Raw genomic sequence first — 6,086 nt, forward strand, 5'->3', positions numbered from 1 at the left:
AGTTTCCGCTCATGCTGCGCTGAGGAGACTTCGCTTTAGCCCCGGCGCCGGATTGCCTACAGTGGGGCATGCCTACTCATCTCATCCTCCTCGTGCTTTTCGCCGCGCTGCTGCATGCCAGCTGGAATGCGCTGCTGCGTAGCGGCGCCGACCGGCTGTGGTCCATGACGGTGATGTGCATTGCCATCGCCATCGCCAGTGTCGTCGCCGCAGCGTTCATGGTGCCCCCCGCGATTGAAAGCTGGGGCTACGCGGTGCTGTCGGGGTTGCTGCATGTGGGCTACAACCTGTTTCTGGTGCGCAGCTACCGCGTCGGCGACCTGGGGCAGATCTATCCGATTTCACGTGGATCGTCGCCGGTGCTGATCACCTTGGGTGCCGCCGTGTTTGCCGGGGAAAGCATCACGCCTGGCGAGTTGCTCGGTATTGCGCTGGTGTCCGGCGGGATTATTTCGCTGGCCTTCAGAGGGCGCAGTCTGTCGGTTCCCAGCCTGCCCTATGCGCTGGGAACGGGCGGCTTTATCGCGGCCTACAGCGTGGTCGACGGCATCGGCGCCAGGCTCTCCGGTGCGCCGCTTGCCTACACGGTGTGGATGTGCGCGCTGTGGGGCGTGCTGATGCCGGTGGTCTACATCGGCCTGCGCGACACCCGCAGCTTGTTCCGCGTCCGGCCTGGAACAGTGACCGCGTTGGTCGGCGGGCTGGTCTCTTTGCTCGCCTATGGAATGGTCATTTACGCCATGAACGAAGCGCCACTGGGCGCGGTATCCGCATTGCGCGAAACCAGCGTGCTGTTTGCGGCGTTGATCGGCTATGTGTTCCTCGGCGAGACGCTTACCGCACGCCGGATACTGGCATGCGTAGTGATCGCCAGCGGCACCCTCATCATCGGCTGATACAGCCAACGGCTCAGGAGCAATGTTTAATGGTCAATGTCTCGCAGGCACCGCTGATTCTAATCACGGGTGGAAGTCGTGGAGTGGGGGCGGCAACCGCCCGGCTGGCCGCCGAAAGAGGTTATGACGTCGCGATCAGCTACGTTGCCAACCAGTCCGCAGCGCTGGCGGTGGTGGCGGATGTAGAAGCATTGGGGCGCCGGGCGTTGGCGATGCGGGCCGACAGTGCGGACCCGCAACAGGTGGCCGATATGTTCGCGGCCATCGACCGCACGTTCGGTCGCATCGACGTACTGGTCAATAACGCCGGGATGCTCGCACCTCAGTCACGCCTGGAGGCCCTCGGCTTCGAGCGGATGCAGCGCATCTTTGCGGTCAATGCCATCGGGCCGATACTCTGTGCCCAGCAGGCGGTTAAGCGCATGTCTTACCGCTACAACGGCCCAGGCGGGGTGGTGATCAATGTCTCTTCGGCCTCGGCACGCCTCGGCAGCCCCAATGAGTACGTCGACTATGCGGCGTCAAAGGGCGCGCTGGAGACTTTCACCATCGGGTTTGCCAAGGAGGTGGCCCGGGAAGGCATACGCGTTAACTGTATTCGCCCCGGACATATCTATACCGACATGCACGCCAGCGGCGGTGAGCCGGGGCGGGTGGATCGTGTCAAGGATTCGATCCCCATGGGGCGGGGCGGTCAGCCGGAGGAAGTGGCGCGCGCGATTCTATGGCTGGCGAGCGCGGAGGCATCCTTCGTTACCGGTACATTCCTCGACGTAACGGGGGGTAAATGAGTCAAAGGCTCGGATCATCGGCTACCTGCGCTCGGCCTCACGTAACAGCGTGCGGCCTCACTTTGCGACTCAAACCCGGTGTCTTGCCCGTAATGCGCTTGAATGCGCGGCTGAAAGCGGCCTGGGAGGTATAGCCCAAGCGCTGCGCCACCTCTTCAATCGGCAGCCTTTCGAGCGTCAGCCACTGGCTTGCCAGCCGCATTCGCAGTTCGGTGACGTAGCGCAGCGGGGTCATGCCAATCGTCACTTGAAAGCGGTCCGCGAAGGCCGAACGCGAGGTATTGCAGTGCTCGGCCAGCTGCGCAACGGTCCAGTCGCGGCCCGGTTGTTGATGGAGCGCCAGCAGGGCACCGGCCAAGCGTGGATCGCGCAAGGCGGCGACCAGGCCAGAGGCATTCCCGCAGGCGCACTCCACCCACCCGCGAACGACCATGGCGGCCACCACGTCGGCCAACCGCGCGAGGATACCGGCGAAGCCGATACGCGCGGCGCTGACCTCGCGCTCCATGGTGGTCAGGATCGGCACCAGTCCGGGGTAACGCTGGCCGCCGGCATCAATCAGCATCAGTCCCGGCATCAGCCGGCCAAGGCCATGGATACTGCCTAGTTCGAACTCCATGCAACCACTGAACAAAATAGTGCTCGGCGTGGGGCTGGCATCGGTTCCGGTATCCACCGCGCTGACGGTGTCACCTAAGGGCGCGCCGTCCAGGCGGTCGATGTCTTGAACAGGTGCGTCCGGATCGGAAAACAGTTGGTGGGCCGCGCCGTGGGAAATGAACACGGCGTTGCCGGCAGATAAAGCGTAGGTGCTGCCGTCCTCCATTCGCAGCACTGCGTTGCCCACGGCAATGAAGTGGAACCAGGCGTGCCCAGGTTTTTCCGCGAAGCTCAAACCAAAGGTTGGACCTGCCTGGATACGCCGGTATTCGACGCCACGCAGGCGCATGCCGCGCAACAGCTCGTTGATGAGGTCCGAGGAAAGAGCAAATTGATCTGCTGGCATTATTCAGGTGTTTTAGTCAAAAAGGAGAGATTTTTGATCATAGATCATCCAGCTTCCCGCGCCTAGACTTCGGCTCGCCATGAAGATTGGGAGATCCGTGCAATGACTGACTGTGTATGTAACACCGTATCCGACCGCCATTCCGGCGTCGGTGCGGACGTAGAGCCTGCGACGCCCGCGTGGATGGCAGTATTTTCGTTGGCAATGGGCGTATTCGGATTACTGACCGCTGAGTACCTTCCGGCCAGTTTGTTGACGCTGATGGCTAACGATCTGGGGGTGTCCGAAGCGTTGGCTGGCCAGGCGGTGACGGTGACAGCGGTGGTTGCGCTGTTCGCTGGCTTGCTGGTGCCAGGCCTGACCCGCGGCATCGACCGACGCTGGGTGCTGCTGGGTTTTTCCACGTTGATGGTCGCCTCCAATCTGTTGGTCGCCGTTTCCTCCAGCTTCGCGGTGCTGTTGGTGATGCGCATCTTGCTGGGCATTGCCCTTGGCGGGTTCTGGAGCATGGCGGCGGCGGTGGCGATGCGCTTGGTGCCGAGTGCGTTGTTGCCCCGGGCGCTGTCGATCATTTTCAGTGGCATTGCCGTCGGGACGGTCGTTGCAGTACCGCTGGGCAGCTATCTTGGCGGGCTGTACGGCTGGCGCAGCGCGTTCTTTGCCGCAGCGGCGGTAGGCATGGTGACCCTGGCTTTCCAGTCGTTCACGCTGCCGCGCCTGGCGCCGCGCCGGCCGGCACGTTTGCGCACTGTGCTCGAGGTATTGCAGCGCCCGGGCATCGCCATGGGGATGTTCGGTTGTGTGCTGGTGCACAGCGGCCACTTTGCGATGTTCACTTATGTTCGGCCATTCCTTGAAGGGACGACTGGCATCGGCCCGCAGGGGCTGTCGTTGATGTTGCTGGGTTTTGGCGTGGCGAACTTCGCCGGCACGCTGTTGGCCGGCAGGCTGCTGGAGCGCCACCCGCTGGCCACGCTGGTGTTGATGCCGGCGCTGGTCGGCGTTGCAGCCCTGGCGTTGGTGCTGTTGCCGGCCTCGGTGCCGGGGCAGGCGCTACTGCTGGCGGTCTGGGGCTTGGCCTTTGGTGGTGTGCCGGTGGCGTGGTCGAACTGGGTCGCCAGCGCGGTACCTGACCAGGCGGAAAGTGCCGGAGGGATGGTAGTGGCCTCTGTGCAGTCGGCCATCGCCACGGGCGCTGCCGCTGGCGGTGCAGTGTTCAGCGTCGGTGGCAGCGCAGGCGTATTCGTAGCGGCGGCCGTACTGATGCTGCTGGCCGCGCTGCTGATTGCGCTGCGTGTCCGCGTCCCTTCTGCCCAGGGCGTACGTCAGCCCAAGCCCGCGTTGCACCTTTGATCCGGTTTGCCAAACCGCTTCGATCCCGTTCGTCACCAGGAGATACCCCATGAACAATACGACGTCTCACCAAGGACGCCTCAAATCGTTGCGCGCAGCCGGTATCGGCAATGCGCTCGAATGGTTCGACTGGACCCTGTACGCCACCTTTTCGGTGTACCTGGCAAGCAACCTGTTCGACAAGACCGATGCGCGCTCGGCGATGCTCGCGACCCTTGCGGTGTTTGCGGTTGGCTTTGTCGCACGCCCTGTCGGCGGCTGGTTGTTTGGCCGGCTGAGCGACCGAGTGGGGCGCCGGACCATCATGGTGCTCACCATGCTGCTGCTTGCGATCAGCAGCCTGGGCATCGCGCTTATCCCTGACTACCAGAGCATTGGCCTGTATGCGTCGGGCGCGCTGCTGTTTTTCCGGCTGATGCAGGGGCTCGCCCATGGTGGCGAGACAGGGGTGTCCTACACCTATGTCGCCGAGATCGCCCCAAGCAAGCACCGTGGCCTATGGTCAAGTTCCGTCTACGTGGGGGTGACGCTCGGGGTGATGGCGGCAACGGCCGTGGCGGCGACGCTGACCTGGCTGCTGGGTGCCCAGGCCATGGGTGACTACGGCTGGCGGGTCGGCTTCGCCATTGGTGGAGTGCTCGGTATTTACGCGCTGTTTTTGCGCCGCGGTGCGCAGGAATCTCATGTGTTCGTAGAGCAGCAAGGGCAAGCGCGGCCGCCGCGCAAGCTGTCCAGGGGGGAGATGCTACGGGTGGCGCGCAACATCGTCATGCTTGCTGCGGCCGCCAATGTCACTTACTACGCGTGGGTCACGTTTGGCGCTTCGACGGCGATTGCCCGGGGCATGGACGCCACGGGTGCCTATGTGGCCAGTCTGCTCGCGCAGCTCCTCTGTGTGTGCTGGTTGCCGGTCTGCGGGATGGTGTCCGATCGGGTAGGGCGCCGGCCCATGGTTATTGCCTGGGGCCTGGGCGTGATCGTGCTGACCTATCCCCTTTCGATAATGGTGACCACTGAACCCTGGACGCTGTTCCTGGCCCAGGTGCTGGGGCTGGGCGCCTGGTCGCTGATCGCGGCGATTTTCCCTGCTGTGCTGTCCGAGCAGGTGCCGACCCAGGCACGGGCCCAGGGCGTCGGTTTGGTCTCGTCGGTTTCAGTGGCGATCTTTGGCGGCACCGCCCCTTATCTACACAACTATCTCAGCGGCGCCGACCTTGGCTATCTGTACGTCAGCTATGTGATCGGGTTGGGCGTTGTCACCGTCCTGGCAGGGTTTCTTATCGACGAAACAGCGGGCATCGACCTTGCGCACATCAAGGCGCCTGGCGCTCGAGTCAGCGTAAATACATTGGCTGGTCGAGCTGCAGAATCAGCCGATCAAAGGAGTACGACTCAATGAATTCCACAGACCTCAAAAACGCCGCTGCGCGAGGCGAACGCCCGGGCGCCAACGTGACCGTCAGCCAGACTTCGGGCCCACGTCAGGCCGCACGCGAGACCTGGGTCGAAGTCCCTTGCGAGTCGGGCCCGGCGGCCGCTTGGTGCTATTCGGACCGCCGCGCCTATAGCCCGGGTGATTCGGTTTGCCTGTATCTGTCGTCGAACCGCCCGCACGTGCGGCTGCGGATCTATCGTGATGGCGCCATCGCCCGCACGCTGCATACCACCGACAGCCTTGAGGCTCGATTCCACCCCATACCCGAACGTGCCTATGAGCATGGCTGCCAATGGCCTGTCTTCATGCAATGGTCAATTCCGGCGGATGCCGAGCAGGGTGGCTACATAGTGGAAGTGCGGGACGGCGACGACAGCGTCCTCGGGCATCATCTGTTTATCGTCAAGGCGCTGCGCAAGCGTGCCGATGCCTTGGTGCTCGTTGCGGCCACCTCGACGTGGGCTGCTTATAACGACTGGGGCGGAGCCAATCATTACTTTGGCGTTCATCCCGGCACGCCACGTGGCCGCTCACCGTTGCTGTCGGCACAGCGCCCCTGGGCGCGAGGGCAGGTGTGGCTGCCGGCCGACGCGCCACGTTGCGTC

General features: G+C 63.5%; 6 protein-coding genes. 5 read left to right on the top strand and 1 reads right to left on the bottom strand.

The window, feature by feature from the left end:
- Positions 1 to 68: 68 nt before the first annotated feature.
- Complete coding sequence (locus BFP99_RS27815) at positions 69 to 896, top strand: DMT family transporter (RefSeq protein WP_065927675.1); 828 nt, start codon at positions 69 to 71, stop codon at positions 894 to 896.
- 29 nt (positions 897 to 925) lie between these two features.
- Entirely contained in the window at positions 926 to 1,687 is a 762-nt protein-coding gene (locus tag BFP99_RS27820; protein WP_065948722.1) for an SDR family oxidoreductase, read from the top strand.
- A 37-nt stretch (positions 1,688 to 1,724) separates the two neighbouring features.
- Here the strand turns inward: BFP99_RS27820 and BFP99_RS27825 are convergent, their stop codons facing one another.
- Positions 1,725 to 2,693, bottom strand: coding sequence for an AraC family transcriptional regulator (locus BFP99_RS27825; protein ID WP_065927673.1), 969 nt, complete (start codon positions 2,691 to 2,693; stop codon positions 1,725 to 1,727).
- 102 nt (positions 2,694 to 2,795) lie between these two features.
- Between BFP99_RS27825 and BFP99_RS27830 the strand changes: the two genes are divergently transcribed.
- The 3 genes from BFP99_RS27830 to BFP99_RS27840 all read left to right on the top strand — a co-directional run.
- Positions 2,796 to 4,046, top strand: coding sequence for an MFS transporter (locus BFP99_RS27830; protein ID WP_065927672.1), 1,251 nt, complete (start codon positions 2,796 to 2,798; stop codon positions 4,044 to 4,046).
- 49 nt (positions 4,047 to 4,095) lie between these two features.
- Positions 4,096 to 5,445, top strand: coding sequence for an MFS transporter (locus BFP99_RS27835; protein WP_065948723.1), 1,350 nt, complete (start codon positions 4,096 to 4,098; stop codon positions 5,443 to 5,445).
- Positions 5,442 to 6,086: N,N-dimethylformamidase beta subunit family domain-containing protein (locus BFP99_RS27840; protein ID WP_218064743.1), on the top strand; the 645-nt coding region annotated here is incomplete at its 3' end. The genes BFP99_RS27835 and BFP99_RS27840, both read left to right, overlap by 4 nt.

It is taken from the genome of Pseudomonas sp. 1 R 17 (assembly GCF_900067035.1).
In the GTDB taxonomy this organism is placed as follows: Bacteria; Pseudomonadota; Gammaproteobacteria; order Pseudomonadales; family Pseudomonadaceae; genus Aquipseudomonas; species Aquipseudomonas marginalis.

Coding starts and splice junctions, on each gene's coding strand:
- BFP99_RS27825 (WP_065927673.1), bottom strand. CDS start 2,693: ATGCCAGCAGATCAATTTGCTCTTTCCTCGGACCTCATCAACGAGCTG.
- BFP99_RS27815 (WP_065927675.1), top strand. CDS start 69: ATGCCTACTCATCTCATCCTCCTCGTGCTTTTCGCCGCGCTGCTGCAT.
- BFP99_RS27835 (WP_065948723.1), top strand. CDS start 4,096: ATGAACAATACGACGTCTCACCAAGGACGCCTCAAATCGTTGCGCGCA.
- BFP99_RS27830 (WP_065927672.1), top strand. CDS start 2,796: ATGACTGACTGTGTATGTAACACCGTATCCGACCGCCATTCCGGCGTC.
- BFP99_RS27820 (WP_065948722.1), top strand. CDS start 926: ATGGTCAATGTCTCGCAGGCACCGCTGATTCTAATCACGGGTGGAAGT.